Origin of the sequence: Demequina aurantiaca (assembly GCF_050598105.1) — a bacterium.
GTDB lineage: Bacteria > Actinomycetota > Actinomycetes > Actinomycetales > Demequinaceae > Demequina > Demequina aurantiaca_A.
The window spans coordinates 2,030,802-2,045,769 of record NZ_CP192436.1 but is presented as its reverse complement, the minus strand read 5'-3'; the positions used below and the strand labels follow the sequence as shown (position 1 = coordinate 2,045,769).

Here is a 14,968-nt window from a genome sequence, read left to right as displayed (position 1 = left end):
CGGCGCCACCGCCTTCGCCGTGGCCGCAGGCACAACGCGATCGCACGGCGACACCCGCTCCACCCTCATCGGCTACACCGTCACTGGCGGACGCAAGCCCCTGCGCACCTGCGACGGGGCCATTACCTCTGAAAGGCTCAACAATGGCCGACCTGGCCCCCATCCCCGATACCAAGGTTGCTGATCCCAACCGCTGGCGCATGCTCGCAGTGATTGCCGTCGCCCAGCTCATGATTGTGCTTGACGGCTCGATCGTGAACGTCGCGCTCCCGCAGATGCAAGAGGCGCTCGGCATCAGCCAGGCGAACGTGACGTGGGTCGTCACCGCCTACACGCTGGCCTTTGGTGGCCTGCTGCTGCTCGGCGGTCGCGTCGCCGACTACTGGGGCCGCAAGCGCACGTTCATCGTGGGCCTGGCGGGCTTCGCTCTCGCGTCGTTGCTTGGTGGCCTCGCACCCAACCAGGAGCTGTTGTTCTCCGCTCGGGCACTCCAGGGCGCCTTCGCCGCGCTGCTCGCGCCCGCCGCGCTGTCGCTCGTCACCGTGACCTTCACCGAGCCGCGCGAGCGCGCTAAGGCGTTCGGCGTGTTCGGCGCTCTCTCCGGAGGTGGCGCGGCCATCGGCCTGATTCTGGGTGGCATATTGACCGACGCGTTCAGCTGGCGCTGGACGCTCGGTGTGAACGTGCCTATCGCCATCGTCGTGGCGGTGTTCGCGTGGTTCATCGTCAAGGAGTCCAAGTCCGACGGCCACCCGTCCTACGACATCCCCGGCGCGGTCCTCGCGACGGCGGGCCTCGTGTCGCTGGTCTACGGCTTCACGATCGCCGCTCAGGACGGCTGGACCGACCCGCTCACGCTGACCCTGCTGATCGGCGCCGTGGCGCTACTCGTGGCCTTCGTCCTGGTCGAGCAGCGCGTCAAGAACCCGCTGCTGCCGCTGCGCATCCCGCGCAACCCGGTTCGCGGTGGTTCGTACCTGACGTTCCTCTTCATGGGCGCCGGTATGTTCGCGATGTTCCTGTTCCTCACCTATTACTTCCAGGTGGTGCTGGGCTACTCGGCACTCAAGTCCGGAATGCACTTCCTGCCGTTCTCGCTTGGCATCATCGCCGCTGCGGGAATCGTGGCGCGCATCCTGCCCAAGACTGGACCCCGTCCGCTGATGATCGGTGGACTCTCGGCCGCGATGCTGGGCATGCTCTCGCTGCTGCGCATCACGCCCACGGATTCGTATATGACCACCGTGTTCCCGTCGCTGATCGTCATGAGCGTCGGCCTGGCGTTCGTGTTCATCCCCGCGTCGTCGACCGCACTGTCTGGGGTCAACCCCAAGGACGCTGGCGTCGCGTCGGCGCTGCTCAACACCTCGCAGCAGGTGGGCGGAAGCGTCGGGCTGGCGCTCCTGTCCACGCTTTCCGTGGCGGCTCTCAACAGCTCCGTCGCAAAGATCGGCACCGTCGAGGTCGTAGGCGCGGACGGCACCGTGACGCAGGTGCCCCAGGCCGAGTCGCTGGTGGCCGGCTACCACGCAGGCTTCCTGTGGGGCTCGGTCCTGTTCGCGCTGGCGCTGATCTCGACCATCGTGCTGGTACGTATCAAGAAGGCCGATTTCCACGCCAACGTTCAGGACGAGGACGGCGTGCCCGCGATGGCGCACTAGCCATTGTGATCAGTTAGACCGATGGCGAGCTCCCGATGCGGGGGCTCGCCATCGGCGTCTCTGCAGCCGGCAGGCGCGGGGTTAGACGGTTGCGGTACTCCGCGCCCGCCACCAGCGCAGCGTTCCGGCGGCGACGCCTAGGAGCCAAAGCACTCCTACTGCGATGAGCGCCCAGCCCTCCAACGTGGACGTGGGCAGCTCGTCCGTCGGCCATCCCACCTCGTCGAAGAAGGCCTCGTTGAGGAGCGACTCTCCCAGCAGCATCCATCCGAGTAGGCCGTAGAGGCCGGTGAGCAGCACCAGGTTGATGACGGCGGAACGCGCGGTCCAGTAGCCGCGCACGTGACGCTTGACCGCGAACAGCGCGTTGACGGCGAGGAGCCCGACGACGGCGCTCCACGCCCACGGCCAGTGGTCGGGGTTGAGGAAAGGAACCTGCTCGCCGGCGTCGGTGACGAGGGACGGGTCGAGCTGCTGCACCACGATCGAGGTGGCCACCAGGAGCGAGGACACCACGGCCACCGCGGTCTGGGCAACGGAGACCACGGTGCGCGCGGGGGCGGGGAGCATGCCGACGGTCCACTCGGCGGCGGTGACCTCGGCGCGGTGGCGCGCGATGCGTTCCGCGATCGCGAATCCGAGCGTGACCCACGCCGACATGTAGGCGGCGACCGTCGCCGCGACCCCCGCGCCGTGAGCGATCATCGAGAAGAGGGTGGCGCCATCCTGCGCGCTCGAGACCATCGCGAGTGCGGCCGCCGACGGCACCACGATCGCCAGGGTCCACAGCAGCACATGCTTAAAGTCCTGGTAAAAGCGGGGTCCGACCAGGGTCTTGGGTCGGTGGGTCATGGCGGCCGCCACAAGTTCGGGCTCGCCCATGTCCTCGAGAACTTCAATCTCGATGTCGCTACGAGTAGTGACCTCGTCGCCTAGCAGCCGGTCGTGACGGTACTTGATCTCGTCTTTAATGGCCGCGCGTAGGGCGGGCTCCACTGCGTCGCGCTGCGCGTGAGGGACATTTCCTAGCGTGACCGCCACGTAACGCTCGGTCAGGGGAGCCGATGCGGCGGTGGTCGCCCGCGTGGTGGGCTCGTTGGTGTCATCGAGGTCGTGATCGACGGGGGACGAGTCGCTCATGGTTGGTGCCTTTCGGTACGAAGGTGATGAGGCGGCGGGACGCAACGGTAGTTCACCCACTGTGACCCATCAGTCAAGTCTGCGCGACCCTTATCCGTCGGAGTCCTCCGGAAGAGCCGCCTGCGCCACCATGAGATCGGCAACTTCGTAGACTCCCACCAGGACGCTCGAAGCGCCCAATTCGGTGAGGTACTCGACGTCGACCTCGCGGTGCCCGCGTGCCAGAATAACCGCCTCGGGCCTGAGCTTGCGCACCTTGGAGATGATCGCCCCCGCGTTGAGCGGGTCCGGTATCGCCACAATCACCATGCGGGCTTCGTGGATGCCGGCCGCGTTGAGCACCTTGGAGCGCACCCCGTTTCCGAGGATCGCCTCCCTGCCGTCCGCACGCAGGTCCTTCACGCGGACCTCGTTGTCGTCGACCACGACCACCGGGATCTGGCGTTCCCACAGTCCTTGCGCGACACGCGCCCCCACCCGGCCAAAGCCGACCACGATGATGTGGCCGCGGCCCTCGTACTCCACGGGGGCGGCATCGTCCTTCTCGGAGGCGCGATAGGCGCGGGAGGCCCAGGCGAAAAGTATTGGGTTGAGGATGATCGACACGATCGCGCCGGCGAGGACCAGGTCTCCGGCGTCGCCGGGCAGGATCTCGTACTGGGTGCCGAGCGCGACCAGGATGAACGAGAATTCGCCAATCTGAGCGAGCGAGGCGGCCACGACCAGCGACATTCGGCGCGAGTATTTGAGCACTCTCACCAGGCCGTAGGCGACGGCGAACTTCCCCACCACGATCACCAGCACGGTCGCGATCAGCGCGATCGGCTGCTCGATGAACACGGCGGGGTCTACCAGCATGCCGATGGCCACGAAGAACAGCACGGCGAACGCGTCGCGCATGGGCAGGGAGTCCTCCGCGGCGCGGTGAGAGAGGTCCGACTCGCGCAGAATCATGCCCGCGAAGAACGCGCCGAGGGCGAAGGAGACGTCGAACATCCACGCGGCGCCAACCGCGACGCCGATGCCCAGCGCCAGCACTCCCAGCGTGAAGAGTTCGCGCGAGCCGGTGTCCGCCACTCGTCCGAGCGCCCACGGGATCACGCGGCGGCCAACGATGACCATCAGCGCGACGAAGGCGCCCACCTTCAGGCCCGTGAACGCGAGTTCCTTAGTGATGTCGATGGGCCCGGCGGCATCGGTGGCAATCACGGGGATGACGACCAACGCCACGATCATGGCGAGGTCCTCGACTATCAGCCAGCCGATCGCGATATGCCCGGCGCGGGTGTCGAGGAGCTGCCGGTCCTCGAGCGCGCGCAGCATGACCACGGTCGACGCGACCGACAGCGCGAGGCCAAAGAGGATCGAGGCGGTGAGGCTCCACCCCAGCAGCAGGCCAAGTCCCGTTCCGGCCGCCGAGGCGAGGAGCATCTGGACCAGCGCCCCCGGCAGGGCCACATTGCGCACCGCGAGGAGTTCCTTGAAGGAGAAGTGCAGCCCCACCCCGAACATCAGCAGGATGACGCCGATCTCGGACAGCTGCATCGCGATGTCTGGGTCGCCCACAAAACCAGGCGTGAAGGGGCCAATAACGAGGCCGGCGGCGAGGTAGCCCACGATGGGCGAGAGCCGCAGCTTTTGCGCGATGAGCCCCAGGATGAATGCTGAGACGAGGGCCGCGGCGATCGTGGTCAGGAGGGGCGCGTGATGCAACATTTCCAAATTCTACTGGACGCCGCCAGTTGCTCTCGCGGATCGGATTAGCAGGCCGTGCGCCGGTTAACGAGCCGCAAAGGCGCAGCCGGAACGCGCCACAGTAGGGTGGGGCCCATGATCCCCACCGAAGCCGATGCCCCCGCCCCACATCCCGGCCTCGCCGAGCGGGTGCGCACCGCGACCGCTGCGGAGCACCAAGACACCGAGAACCGCTCCTTCATGACGCAACTCATGGGTGGCGAGCTCACGTTGGCGGATTACGTCACCTACCTCGCTCAGTTCGCCTACGTGTACCGCGCGCTCGAATCGCGCGTCGCCCAGCCCGGCGACCCCGAGTTCCTGGGCGACCCGGCGCTCGCCAGGGCGGCCTGCATCGAGAGCGACCTAGCCGCGCTCGGTGCCGCTGACTGGGAGACGTCTCACCCCGCGCTGCCCGCGACCGCGGCCTACGCCGCACGACTGCTGGAGGTGGGCCAGGGGGACCTCCCTCGCTACGCTGCGCACCACTACACCAGGTATCTGGGGGACATGTCCGGCGGCCAGGCCATCGCGAAGCTCGTCGCCCGGTACTACGGCGCCACCCCTGACCAGCTCGCTTTCTACGACTTCGCCGAGGTGCCCAGCACCGTTCGGTACAAGCGCGCGTACCGCGAGAACCTGGACGCGCTGCCGTTCGATGAGGCGCAGGCGCAGGCCATGATCGACGAGGCGAAGGCCGCGTTCGGCTACAACGGCGATATCTTCAACGCGCTGGGCGAGGCTACGCCCGCGCAGGCTCGATAAGGTCCCACGGCATGCCGTAGAGGTCCTCGAACACCGCGACTGTGCCGTACGGCTCGTGACGAGGCTCCTCCCGGAAGGTCACCCCGTGCTCTAACATTCGGGCTCGCTGCGCGGCGAAGTCGTCGGTCTCCAGGAAGAAGGCGACCTCGCTGCCGGCCTGAGCGCCGACGGATACATCCGCCTGGGCGAGGGTCAAGACCAAGCCCGTCCCGCCATCGGCCGGACCCACCACCACTCGCCGCCAGCCGTTCTCGAAGGTCTGGTCCTGGCGTAGCTCGAATCCGATCGCGTCGACAAAGAAGCGGATGGCCTCGTCGTGGTCGCCCACCAGGTAGGTCGCGTCGCTGATGCGGATTCCCATTACGCCTCACGCACCAGCGGCTGCGTCATGCAGTGGGCGCCGCCGCGCCCGCGACCCAGTTCGGCGCCCACAATCTCGAGCACCTCGACGCCGGCCGCGCGCAGGCGGTCGTTGGTGGACGTGTTGCGGTCGTAGGCCACCACCACGCCGGGTTCCAGCGCGAGCACGTTGTTGCCGCTGTCCCACTGCTGGCGCTCGGAGGCGTAGCGGTCGCCGCCGGTCTCGATCACGTTGAGGGAGCCCAGGCCCAGCGCCTTGGCGACCACGTGCGTGAGCGACTCCTTCTCGCGGCGCACGTCCAGCAGCACCGGCGCGTTGCCGGGCCGGATGGAGAACGTCTCGATGCCGTCGACGATGCCGGGGAACACGGTGGCAACGTCGCGGTCAGCGAGCGTAAATACCGTGTCGAGGTGCATTGCTGCGCGCAGGCGCGGCATCTTCGCGACGATCACGCGGTCGGCTGCCTCGCCCATGAAGAGCCTCGAGGCGAGCTGGGTGATGGCCTGGCGCGAGCTGCGCTCGGACATCCCCACCAGCACCGTGCGGTTGCCGATGGGCATCACGTCGCCGCCCTCGAGCGAGGCCATGCCGGTGTCGACCTCGGGGTCTCCCCACCAGACCCGCACGCCACCCGCTTCGGGTGAGTAGGGCATGTCAACCGCATCGGCCGGATTGGCTCCGGCGAAGTCCGGGTGGAAGGAGTAGATGGCCTTCATGATCAGCGTCTCCGCGTGGCGGGCCGGCCAGAACAGCGGGTTGAGGGTGACGCCGCCGTAGACCCAGGAGGTGGTGTCGCGGGTGAAGAGCGTGTTGGGCAGCGGCGGGAGCAGGTAGTCGCGCATGCCAGACTCCTCGCGCACCAGCTGGACGGTGGGCGGGGAGAAGTCTCGCGGCAGGTCCTGCGTCGAGAGGCCGCCCAGCAGGTAGCGGGCCAGCTCCCCGGCGTCCAGCTCGTCCAGGTACTGGCGCACGTCCGCGACCAGGCCCAGCCCCAGCTCGTTGGGCGTGACCTTGCGGTCAAGCAGCCACGCACGAGCGTCCGGCAGGACCATGGTCTCCGCGAGCAGGGTGTGCAGCTCGAGCACCTCGATGCCGCGGTCGCGCATGAGGTCCACGAACTGCTGGTGGTCGCGGCGGGCGTTGTCCACCCACATCACGTCGTCGAAAAGCAGGTCGTGGCAGTTCGACGGGGTCAGGCGATTGTGCGCGAGCCCGGGGGAGCACACCAACACCTTGTGTAGCTTGCCCACCTCGGAATGGACCCCGAATCGCTCGCGGAGGGCGACGTCGGCCGGAGCGTCAAATGAGTACGACATGGGGATGTCCCTTCGAGCGGGTGACGAGGTCTGGTCCTCCTTGGACTCTAGTCAACGAAACCTAAGCAGGTGCGCCACGGCGCCGAGTTACAACTGCTTCATCGCCCACGCCGCCCGGTCCGACTTCAGCCAGTGGTGTGCCGGCGCCAGCATTCCGGCACCGTACTTGTCGTAGTCGAAGTCCACGTCCCGCACGGCCGCGTTGTACAGGCCCCAAAGCCCCCACTTCACAGCGGCGCCAATCCCGGAAAGATGGATGCGGGCCAGCTCGCCGGGATTCGGTTCGGTGCCCAGATACGCGCTGATCAGCCCGTGCTCGACGCTCTGCGGGTAGCCGAATAGGGTCAGGATGCCGCCGATCTCGTAGTACCGATCCGTATTCGCTGCATAGTCGTAGTCAATCAACTTGAGGTCCCCGTCTGGACCGAACATGTAATTGGGTGGGTTGAAGTCGTTGTGGCCGGGAACCAGGTCGAGACCGGCGTCCACGTATGCGGCCTGGACTGTGTCCCACCGGTCGAGGACCTCACGCTGGTACGGCTCCAACGTCACGCCGGCTCCCTCAAGCTGGCCTCGGTGCTCGTCGATCATGTCGAATACTGTCTTGGTCGTGGACAACAGCGGGCCTGCGTGCAGGCGTCGGTAGAGACCGAAGATCTGGGAGACGCGATCGAGATCTGCGAAGTCGGCCGCTCCGGCACTCCGGTACCCGTCGAGGAAACGCGTAGCCTGCACCCCCGAGGTGGCGTCGTAGTACAGCAGTTCCGGTCCCACTCCCTGTTCGGCGGCGCAGCGGGTCGCCTCGGTGGAGACATCCCAGTTGATGAAGGCGCGTGTTCCCGGTCCGGGAACTTTGAGGAAGACGACTCCGTCAGCGTTGTGTGCAAAATAGTTGACGTTGGTGATGCCGTCGTCGACCCGATCAAGGCTGATCTGCCCGAAGGGCCAGCCGGGTAGGTTCGCAAGTTCGCTTGCTAACTCCTGCGGTTCCAGCGCGGACATGTCGGTGATGTCGAAAGTTGCGGGTGTCATTTCCATCCCTTTTGGGCCGTCGTGAGCAGTGTGTCGAGGTCGTCCGCGCCCACGCTGAAGGTGAGCTTCCAGCCGCGTCTCAGCGCGTACATCGAGTAGCCCGCGTCCGGGTCCGACCCGTGGGCGACGATCGAGACCAGCGCGGCACGCAGGTCTGCAACGATGCTCCACAGGACCGCACGCGCGAAGGCGCCAGGGTGGTCGTCGTCCCATAGGGCTTCGAAGGCGTCCTCGGCGGTAGCGCAATAGGGGGCGAGACCCGCGAGTGCAGCGCCCACGTCAGCGAGGGGATCGGCGATTCCCGCCGCGGTGCCACCGGTCAGCAGTACCGCGCCGTCGGGACCGAGTTGAATGTCTGAGATTTCGCTCGACATCCAGCACGGCGACGGCGCGGGACCATCGGCGAGCGCCGCCGTGAGGCGAGGCAGCAGCGCGAAGGCCTCGGCGACCCCGCCACTGGGAAGGCCGTCGCCTGGCTCCGTGCCTCCCGTCGCATCGGCAACAAGTGCGGCGAGGAGGTTGACTTCAGCGAGCATGTCACGAACCGGAAGCGTCGCCTCGGAGGTTCGAAAACGCATGCGGGCCCGGCCGAATGAGGCGAGGACCTCGGGATTCTTGAGTCGCAGGCTGGTGGCCACCCGCCATCGGTCGCCGAGGTGCTCCTCGATGGTGAATCCCGACGCGGCGTCGTACACCAGGACTCGCGGGCCCACGCCAACCTCCGCGGCCGCGACGCGTGCTGATCCGGCGTCGCAGGACAGCACCGGCACGAGGTCCCGGGGCGCCTTGCGTAGTGCGCGCTCACCGGTTCCTAGCGTGGCCTCGCTGATGTGGTGATCGGATCCTTGCCAGCTGAGAGGGGCGACGCCGGGGATGTCGGTCCAGGCCGCAGTGTCCCAGGCTGCGGACAAGGTGGGAGTGGATGTCATTGCTGGTTCTCCTGGGTGGCTAGGGCGAAGGGGTACTGGAGATCGAAACCGCGTGTCGACTCCAACGCGGCCATCACGGAGAGCACTCCGGCGTCGTTGAAACGGTGGCCGCTCACCTGGACGCTGATGGGCATACCCGATGCGGACATCGCCACGGGAACGGTGCCAGCGGGCAGGTGGGTGAGGTTGAACGCCGCGGTAAACGCCATGTGGTTGACGGCGTGGCCGTCCACGACGGGCTGCTCGAGCTCGGCAGCGTAAGACACGACGGGGGACGCCGGGGACAACACGTAGTCGAATGCCTGCAGCCGCCCCGCGATCCCAGCGCGGGAGGCCTCCAGCTTCTTCTCATTGGTGATGTGCTCCATCGCCGTCGTGTCGCGGTTCTCTAGGAGGCTCTCGCGCAGTCCTGCAGGGATGTTCTCCCACTGGTCCTCGGGAACTCGTAGGAGTTCGGGCAGCCCCCGAGTCATGAGCACCTCGGACATGATCGCCCAATCGTCCACATCGGAAATGGGCTCGGCCACGCGCGTCACGGTGGCGCCAAGAGACTCGAGGATCGCGGCCTGGCGGTCGACCACCGCCAGAATCTCAGGGTCGACCGGCACGGGACCGGGCATGGTCGTGAATACCCCGACGCTGACGCCCGCGAGCGATGTGACCGGCGCCCCATCCCCGCTGAATCCGCCGGGCAGGCACAGGTGATCGCTGAGGTCGGGCTGGCCCACCACCCTGAGCAACGCAGCAGTGTCCGCGACCGTCCGAGCCATGGGGCCCGCGACGCCGATGAGCTTGGGAGGGTCGTAGGCCACCAGGCCCTGCGTCGGTTTGAGTCCGACCACTCCGCACATTGCCGCCGGCATGCGGACGGATCCGCCGGTGTCGGTGCCGATGGCGAGGGGGCCAGCACCGATGGCGAGCAGCGCGCCGGCTCCAGAACTCGACCCTGCTGGGTTGCACGCTGGATCCCACGGGTTACGGATGATTCCGAACTGCGAGCTGATGCCAGAGCCGAGGAGGCCGAAGTCGGGCATGGTGGTCTTGACGAATGGCACCGCGCCGGCTTCGAGAAGGCGGCGTACGGGAGCTCCGTTGTGGACGGACGGTGGGAGGTTATCGGCGAGAGAACTGCCGTGCCAGCGTTTGTGCCCCACTAGGGGGAAGGAGTCCTTGACCGACACGGGGACCCCGTCGAGGTCGCTGAGCGGAGCGTTGGCAGCCCACCGGGCGGCGCTCGCAGCAGCGAACTCGAGCGCCTCGTCCTGCTTTATCGACGCGACAGCGTTGTAGGCAGATTGGCCCAATTCTGCTGCCGCGAGCGCCGCGTGCGTCGCGTCCACCGGAGTAAAGTCGCCGCTCGCGTAACCCGTGCGAAGCTGGTCGGCGGTCAGGCGGGTGAGGTCCAGGGGATTCATGCTGTCTCCTCGTGCTGATAGTGAAAATGATGAGAGTGGATGGACGCGAGGTCGGTGTAGGTGATCGCGTCGAGGTCGGGGCGGACGGCGTCGGCCAGTGGCGAGGTCGGTCCGCGCAGCGGCACCGCGACTACGGTGGCGCCAGCCGCGGCCCCGGAGGCAGCCCCTGGCAATGAGTCTTCGAGCACCACGCAGTCGCGGGGGTCAACGCCGAGTCTCTTCGCTGCCAGCAGGTACACGTCGGGGGAGGGCTTTCCCTCGGCGACCTCGTCGCCCGCGATGGTGATGGCGAACTCGAAGCCATTGAGCTCATCGGCGAGTGCCGTGAGCACCGGAGTCACGAGCTGCCGGTACGACATCGTGGCGAGGGCCTGGGGAATTCCTTTCGACGCGAGGTCGGAGATCAGCTTGAGGGCGCCGGCGCGGAACGGAACGTGCTCGTTCAGTTGCGCGCCCACGCGGTCGGTGAGTTCTGAGACAATTCTTGCGTCGCTGTAGGGCACGCCGAGGCTACGCATTGCGTCCGCGGTGTGACCCATGTTCGCGCCGATCAACGAGGTGGCGACGTCGGGATCCAGGGAGGCTCCGTGAACTGCCAACATGCTGACCACCGCCTCGCCCCAAGCGGGCTCGCTGTCGATGATTGTCCCGTCCATATCCCACAGTACGGCGGCAATGTTTCGTGAAATCATGCGTTCCCCGCGGCGGCGATAGTGTCCGCAAAACGATCTGAGAAGAGCGCTACCTCGCTCGTACCGAAGACCAGTGGCGGGCGTATTTTGAGAACGTTGTTACCGGGGCCAGCGACTGAGATCAGCACTCCGCGGTCGCGTAGATCGTTCACTATCGCTAGCGCGCGGCCGCCGTCCGGGGACTTTGAGTCGCGGTCCGTCACGATCTCGACGCCGATGTACAGTCCGCTTCCGCGCACGTCCCCCACAAACGCGGCGTCGGACGTGATCGTAGAAATCGCGTCCCGGAGGGAGGCGCCGACTGTCGCGACCTGCGACTGGAGTCCGGTCTCCTGGATGAAGGAAAGGACGGCGTTGGCGGCCGCGATGGAGACTGAGTTGCCGCCAAACGTGTTGAAGTACGGCACCTCGGTCCCGAACCTATCCAAGATTTCGGTGCGGCCCACGAGCGCGGCGACCGGAATGCCGTTGCCCATGGGTTTGCCCATGGACACCAGGTCCGCCTCGACGCCGTGACGTTCGAAGCCCCAAAAAGTGTCGCCGGTACGACCAAACCCGGGCTGGACCTCGTCGGCGATGAAGAGCGCACCGTACTCGTGGCATACCTCGATCGCCGGCCGCAGGTAGCCGACCGGATTGGGGAAGATCCCGTCAGACGAGAAGATCGAGTCTGCCAGGAAGGCCGCGGGCTTGATTCCGTGTGCGAGGAGGTCCTCGAAGGCCTCCCGCACTTGGGCGGCGAACCAAGCGCCCATGTCGTTTGTCTCGACACGGTAGGTATCAGGTGCGGCGATGACCCGTACCGACGGATCTTCGGGGAAGCCGCCGGAGATGGCGGGCGAGACTCGACTGAGCAACTCTGTGGTGCCGTGGTACGCCTCCGCGGTAACCACGAGGCCTTCGCCACCCGTCCATAGCCGGGCCACCCGGATCGCCAGATCGTTCGCCTCCGAACCCGAGTTGGTGTACATCACGCTGTTCAGGTACTCGGGGAAGGTGGCGAGGAGCTGTTCCGAGTGCTCGACGATGCCGTCCTGGAGGTAGCGGGTGTGGGTATTGAGCTTGCCCATCTGCAGTCCGACGGCGTCGATCACTCGCTGATTGGCGTGGCCCACACTTGCCACGTTGTTGTAGGCGTCAAGGTAGCGGGTGCCATCCGGAGTAAAGAGATAGCATCCCTCGGCGCGGTCCGCGTGCACCGGCGTGCGGTAGAAGAGTCGGTAACTCGTCCCGAGGGCGGCCATCCGGCGCCGGATGAGCGCCTGTTCGTTACTGGGTAGCAGTCCCAGGTTCGTGGCCTGGAAGCTGTTGCCGTCCATGATTGACGACAACGAGCGCGTGGGTGTGGTGTTCATCGGCAGGGGTTCTCCTGGGAGTTGAGTGAGAGTGGGTCGGCTAGGCGCTGGTGCGCTCGGTCGCGGTAGGGGTCGCGTTGCCGGGTGGTGGTGTCGTGGACGGATCGTCCTCCTGCTTCGCGACGTTGACCCAGGCAGACTTAAGGACCCTCTGGATCGACTTGTCGAAGGAGACTGCCGCGATCAGGGTCAGGCCGACCATGATGGTTTGCACGAACTGGCTGACGCCCAGGATGACAAGCCCGTTGCGCAGGGCGCCGACGAACAACACGCCGGCGAGGACCCCGGACAGGCGACCCTGGCCACCCTCGAAGGCGATACCGCCAAGTAGCACAACCGTCAATACGGAGAACTCGAGGCCGTTGCCCAGGCTTGGGGAGGCCGCCTGGAGCTTCCAGGACATCAGTGTTCCGGCGACCGACGCCGCGATTCCGGTGAAGACGAAGAGGCGGATACGCACCCACTTGACGTTGATTCCCATGAGAAACGCTGCGCGGGCATTGCCGCCCGTCGCGAGCACCGCTCGGCCGAAGGGCTTGCGGTTGAGGATCCACCAGCCCACCGAGAAGACTGCGATGAGGACCAGCATTGGCGTCGAGATGACGCCGAACAGTTGGAACGACGAGATGGACTTTGTGGCCGTCGGGAGGTCGGTGATGCTGCGGCCCTCGGCGATGAGTAGCGCGAGGCCTCCCCACACGCTGAGCGTGCCGAGGGTGACGACGAGCGGGTTTAGCCCCGCCATCTCGACCAGCAGCCCATTGATGACGCCGGCGACGACGCCTACGGCGAGTGCCATCAGTGTGCCGAGCAGCAGGTTGCCCGTGGTGCTAGAGACGAGGCCTCCAGACACCGCGGCGAGCGACGCGATTGAACCCACGGACAGGTCCACGGACCCAGACATGACCAGGAAGGTCATGGGGATAGCGATGATCCCAATCTCCGCCATGGACAGCACCACGGTTTCGAGGTTGCTGGGTTGCAGAAAACGCGGGCTGAGGAACGTCAGGGTGGTGACGAGGACGAGCAACACCACGACGGTGCCGTTGCTTGCCAACAGGATCTTGAACTTGTCGGAGGTCATGACGCCAGCTCCTTCTTCTTGGGGATGAGGTCCAGCAGGCACTGGAGTAGGTCGGAATCAAAGTGAGGCGAGCGAGCCACCTCTTGGCACTGTCCACTGGAGAGCACGTAACTGCGGTCGCACATGGTGGCGATCTCGTCGCTCTCTGCGCTCGCGACGATCACGCACGTGCCCGCCTCGGTGGCAGCGCGGATAGCGCGACGAATGTCTGCCTTGGCCCCGACGTCGACGCCCTGGGTTGGTTGGGCGAGAAGCAGGACCTTGGGCGCCACGGGCCGCATCCACGCGGCAATCAGGTGCTTCTGACGGTTGCCGCCGGAGAAGGCCGAGATGGGGGACGAGCCTCCGGGGCCGTGAATGTTGAGCTCGCTGCGGACCTGATCGTAGAGTCGGGCCCTGCCGCGACGGCTTTCCGCGACCAGGCGGCCGCCGATGCGGCGGCCGCGCCAAGGTCCATACACGTTGTCAATCGCGCTCATAGTAGGCACTAGACCGTCTTTATCGCGGTCGGCTGCGACGGGGTGGACCCCCGCCTTGATTGCCGCGGAGGGAGAGGCGGGAGCGTAGTCACGCCCGTCTACTTGGCAGTCCACGTTGCCGCCCCGGCCGGTCAATGCCTCGAGCAACGCAAACTGGTCTCCGGAGGCGACTCCGAAGAGGCCTACTACCTCGCCGCAGTAAAACTGCATGCGATGCGGCTTGACGATGTTGACCATGATCTCGCCGCGGCTCATTGGGACGAACTCCTCATCCTCGAGTCCCGGGGCCAGGGCTCTAGCGAGTTCCCTGGTAGAAAGGCCAGCGACGGGCATTTCTGCGGCTATTGCGCCGTTGGACAGGATGACCACGCGCTCGCAGACGTCCACGATGTCGGGAAGTCGATGAGACACGTAGACGACCGTGGTGCCCTTGGTGGAGACCGACCGGATCAGGGCGTGTAGTGCGTCGGTCTCCGACTGGCCCAGGGCCGCGGTCGGCTCGTCCAGAAGGAGAACCTTCATGTTTCCGATGAGCAGTCCGCGCGAGATGTCGATGATCTGGCGCTGACCTAGCGACAACACCCCCACGATGGTGTCGAGGTCCAAGTGGCTTCCGCCCACCTCATCAAGCGCCTGACGCGCGGCCTCACGCTCGGCCACGGAGCGCCCGGTGGTCGCGCGGCCGATGTACAGGTTGTCGATCACGCTGAGGTTGTCCGCGAGGGCGGGGGACTGGTGCACCACGGTGATGCCGTGGGCGTGGGCGTCAGCGGGAGTGGAAAGATCCACTGCTTGTCCGTCGATGAATATTTTGCCGGCGGTGGCGTGCACGGCGCCGGTGGCGACGTTGAGCATCGTGGACTTACCGGCGCCGTTGTGGCCGAGCAGGCCGACTATCTCGCCGGGGGCGAAGTGTGACGTGACGTGATTGAGTGCGCGAGTGGTGCCGAAGTCGACGGTGACGGAGTCGAACGTGAGCCGTGGAGCAGTCATGGTGGTGCCTTT

13 protein-coding genes are annotated in these 14,968 nt (G+C 66.3%); 2 read left to right on the top strand and 11 right to left on the bottom strand.

Annotated features, from left to right (window positions below):
* Nucleotides 1-143 precede the first annotated feature (143 nt).
* Nucleotides 144-1,661: an MFS transporter gene (locus ACQU6B_RS09265; protein WP_430867269.1), complete on the top strand. Its 1,518-nt coding sequence runs from the start codon at nucleotides 144-146 to the stop codon at nucleotides 1,659-1,661.
* 81 nt (nucleotides 1,662-1,742) lie between these two features.
* On the opposite strand, the gene ACQU6B_RS09260 is transcribed toward ACQU6B_RS09265, so the two are convergent.
* The gene (locus ACQU6B_RS09260) at nucleotides 1,743-2,801 is read right to left on the bottom strand and encodes a hypothetical protein (protein WP_430867268.1); all 1,059 of its coding nucleotides are present in this window, start codon (nucleotides 2,799-2,801) and stop codon (nucleotides 1,743-1,745) included.
* Nucleotides 2,802-2,891: 90 nt separating this feature from the next.
* Entirely contained in the window at nucleotides 2,892-4,517 is a 1,626-nt protein-coding gene (gene ybaL, locus ACQU6B_RS09255) for a YbaL family putative K(+) efflux transporter (RefSeq protein WP_430867267.1), read from the bottom strand.
* 114 nt (nucleotides 4,518-4,631) lie between these two features.
* On the opposite strand from ybaL, the gene ACQU6B_RS09250 reads away from it, so the two are divergent.
* Nucleotides 4,632-5,300 carry a heme oxygenase (biliverdin-producing) gene (locus ACQU6B_RS09250; RefSeq protein WP_430867266.1) on the top strand — a complete coding sequence of 223 codons (669 nt, stop codon included), beginning with the start codon at nucleotides 4,632-4,634 and terminating at the stop codon, nucleotides 5,298-5,300.
* Here ACQU6B_RS09250 and ACQU6B_RS09245 read toward each other — a convergent pair.
* From ACQU6B_RS09245 to ACQU6B_RS09205, 9 genes are all read right to left on the bottom strand, one after another.
* Nucleotides 5,278-5,661: a VOC family protein gene (locus ACQU6B_RS09245; protein ID WP_430867265.1), complete on the bottom strand. Its 384-nt coding sequence runs from the start codon at nucleotides 5,659-5,661 to the stop codon at nucleotides 5,278-5,280. The genes ACQU6B_RS09250 and ACQU6B_RS09245 overlap by 23 nt on opposite strands.
* Nucleotides 5,661-6,977, bottom strand: a complete 1,317-nt coding sequence (locus ACQU6B_RS09240) for an arginine deiminase (RefSeq protein ID WP_430867264.1) — start codon at nucleotides 6,975-6,977, stop codon at nucleotides 5,661-5,663. Before ACQU6B_RS09240 ends, ACQU6B_RS09245 begins: the two co-directional genes overlap by 1 nt.
* Before the next feature lie 87 nt (nucleotides 6,978-7,064).
* The gene (locus ACQU6B_RS09235) at nucleotides 7,065-8,009 is read right to left on the bottom strand and encodes a phosphotransferase (protein WP_430867263.1); all 945 of its coding nucleotides are present in this window, start codon (nucleotides 8,007-8,009) and stop codon (nucleotides 7,065-7,067) included.
* The gene (locus tag ACQU6B_RS09230; RefSeq protein WP_430867262.1) at nucleotides 8,006-8,938 is read right to left on the bottom strand and encodes a hypothetical protein; all 933 of its coding nucleotides are present in this window, start codon (nucleotides 8,936-8,938) and stop codon (nucleotides 8,006-8,008) included. Before ACQU6B_RS09230 ends, ACQU6B_RS09235 begins: the two co-directional genes overlap by 4 nt.
* The gene (locus ACQU6B_RS09225) at nucleotides 8,935-10,353 is read right to left on the bottom strand and encodes an amidase (RefSeq protein ID WP_430867261.1); all 1,419 of its coding nucleotides are present in this window, start codon (nucleotides 10,351-10,353) and stop codon (nucleotides 8,935-8,937) included. The genes ACQU6B_RS09230 and ACQU6B_RS09225 overlap by 4 nt, the downstream gene beginning before the upstream one ends.
* Complete coding sequence (locus ACQU6B_RS09220) at nucleotides 10,350-11,045, bottom strand: HAD family hydrolase (RefSeq protein ID WP_430867260.1); 696 nt, start codon at nucleotides 11,043-11,045, stop codon at nucleotides 10,350-10,352. The genes ACQU6B_RS09225 and ACQU6B_RS09220 overlap by 4 nt, the downstream gene beginning before the upstream one ends.
* A complete protein-coding gene (locus ACQU6B_RS09215; protein WP_430867259.1) occupies nucleotides 11,042-12,400 on the bottom strand; it encodes an aspartate aminotransferase family protein in 1,359 nt (452 codons plus the stop codon). Before ACQU6B_RS09215 ends, ACQU6B_RS09220 begins: the two co-directional genes overlap by 4 nt.
* Nucleotides 12,401-12,440: 40 nt before the next feature.
* The gene (locus ACQU6B_RS09210) at nucleotides 12,441-13,484 is read right to left on the bottom strand and encodes an ABC transporter permease (RefSeq protein ID WP_430867258.1); all 1,044 of its coding nucleotides are present in this window, start codon (nucleotides 13,482-13,484) and stop codon (nucleotides 12,441-12,443) included.
* Nucleotides 13,481-14,956, bottom strand: coding sequence for an ATP-binding cassette domain-containing protein (locus tag ACQU6B_RS09205; protein WP_430867257.1), 1,476 nt, complete (start codon nucleotides 14,954-14,956; stop codon nucleotides 13,481-13,483). Before ACQU6B_RS09205 ends, ACQU6B_RS09210 begins: the two co-directional genes overlap by 4 nt.
* Between the last annotated feature and the right edge of the window lie 12 nt (nucleotides 14,957-14,968).

Bases quoted from the DNA above. Each gene is read 5' to 3' on its own strand.
- ACQU6B_RS09265 (WP_430867269.1), top strand. From the start codon at position 144: ATGGCCGACCTGGCCCCCATCCCCGATACCAAGGTTGCTGATCCCAAC.
- ACQU6B_RS09260 (WP_430867268.1), bottom strand. From the start codon at position 2,801: ATGAGCGACTCGTCCCCCGTCGATCACGACCTCGATGACACCAACGAG.
- ybaL (WP_430867267.1), bottom strand. From the start codon at position 4,517: ATGTTGCATCACGCGCCCCTCCTGACCACGATCGCCGCGGCCCTCGTC.
- ACQU6B_RS09250 (WP_430867266.1), top strand. From the start codon at position 4,632: ATGATCCCCACCGAAGCCGATGCCCCCGCCCCACATCCCGGCCTCGCC.
- ACQU6B_RS09245 (WP_430867265.1), bottom strand. From the start codon at position 5,661: ATGGGAATCCGCATCAGCGACGCGACCTACCTGGTGGGCGACCACGAC.
- ACQU6B_RS09240 (WP_430867264.1), bottom strand. From the start codon at position 6,977: ATGTCGTACTCATTTGACGCTCCGGCCGACGTCGCCCTCCGCGAGCGA.
- ACQU6B_RS09235 (WP_430867263.1), bottom strand. From the start codon at position 8,009: ATGACACCCGCAACTTTCGACATCACCGACATGTCCGCGCTGGAACCG.
- ACQU6B_RS09230 (WP_430867262.1), bottom strand. From the start codon at position 8,938: ATGACATCCACTCCCACCTTGTCCGCAGCCTGGGACACTGCGGCCTGG.
- ACQU6B_RS09225 (WP_430867261.1), bottom strand. From the start codon at position 10,353: ATGAATCCCCTGGACCTCACCCGCCTGACCGCCGACCAGCTTCGCACG.
- ACQU6B_RS09220 (WP_430867260.1), bottom strand. From the start codon at position 11,045: ATGATTTCACGAAACATTGCCGCCGTACTGTGGGATATGGACGGGACA.
- ACQU6B_RS09215 (WP_430867259.1), bottom strand. From the start codon at position 12,400: ATGAACACCACACCCACGCGCTCGTTGTCGTCAATCATGGACGGCAAC.
- ACQU6B_RS09210 (WP_430867258.1), bottom strand. From the start codon at position 13,484: ATGACCTCCGACAAGTTCAAGATCCTGTTGGCAAGCAACGGCACCGTC.
- ACQU6B_RS09205 (WP_430867257.1), bottom strand. From the start codon at position 14,956: ATGACTGCTCCACGGCTCACGTTCGACTCCGTCACCGTCGACTTCGGC.